Genomic DNA, 864 nt, shown 5'->3' on the forward strand with positions numbered 1-864 from the left:
CGCGGACAGGCAAGCCTGTCCGCTCTGGTATTACGCAGTAGTACGTTCGTTCCAGGAATCGGAATGAATGATGTTGCCGTCTTTGTAAGTCCAGGTGATTTTTTCGTAGCGCAGCTCTAACTGCTCCAGGTGGTTGTGCTTCTCATACGCCGGGTCTTTGATGTCGTGCATCACCGGGTTGACTTTCACTACCTTGACGTTTTCCAGTTTGGTGTTGAAGTACTCCACTTCCTGGCCCGCGTCATTGATTTTGTACCACTTGAACTCCGCTGACTTCAGGGTCTGACCGGTGGTCACTGCCTTGTACAGGTACGGGCTGGAGGCATCTATTTCCTTGGTAAACAGGAACGGGGTGTGAATACGGGTCCCCGTCAGTTTGCCGGTGTTGTTGTCAGTCGGGATATACAGGTTATGCTGCTGAGCAACGATTTCGATGCTGCCTTCACGGTCTTTGACATCAACAGAACCCTTGATGTCGGCACCGCCGTCGTCCTTCAGCCACAGATAAACAGGTATTGCCATGGGATTGTCTCCATTTAGTGTTGTGTACCGTCACCATCCAGTGATGACGGCGGGTGGTTGCCGGGTACCTGGCAGGCGTCTGCCTGTGGTACCAGACTGATTTCGACACGCCGGTTTTGTGCCCGCCCGGCGTCCGTGTCATTCGGTGCCAAAGGTCGGCTGTCGCCATACCCCTGCACCGCAAAACAGCTTTCCGGCACATCACCGGTATCACGCATCCAGTTACGCACCGCTTCGGCCCGTTGCAAGGAGAGCGTCTGGTTCTGTTTGGCATTGCCGGTGTTGTCGGTATGCCCGCTGACCACTATCAGCCAGCCCGGTCTGGCCTTGATGCCCACCAGG

The 864-nt window shown here is 55.2% G+C and carries 2 protein-coding genes; both read right to left on the reverse strand.

The genetic code is table 11. The features are described 5' to 3' along the window. Nucleotides 1-30: 30 nt before the first annotated feature. Complete coding sequence (hcp, locus tag AC2A06_RS18645; protein WP_037383271.1) at nt 31-522, reverse strand: type VI secretion system effector Hcp; 492 nt, start codon at nt 520-522, stop codon at nt 31-33. A 14-nt stretch (nt 523-536) separates the two neighbouring features. After that, nucleotides 537-864 (reverse strand): OmpA family protein (locus tag AC2A06_RS18650; protein ID WP_484381276.1); only part of this gene is annotated, 328 nt, incomplete at its 5' end.

It is taken from the genome of Serratia sp. HNCC26DJ244 (assembly GCF_057180565.1).

Bases quoted from the DNA above. Each gene is read 5' to 3' on its own strand.
- hcp (WP_037383271.1), bottom strand. From the start codon at position 522: ATGGCAATACCTGTTTATCTGTGGCTGAAGGACGACGGCGGTGCCGAC.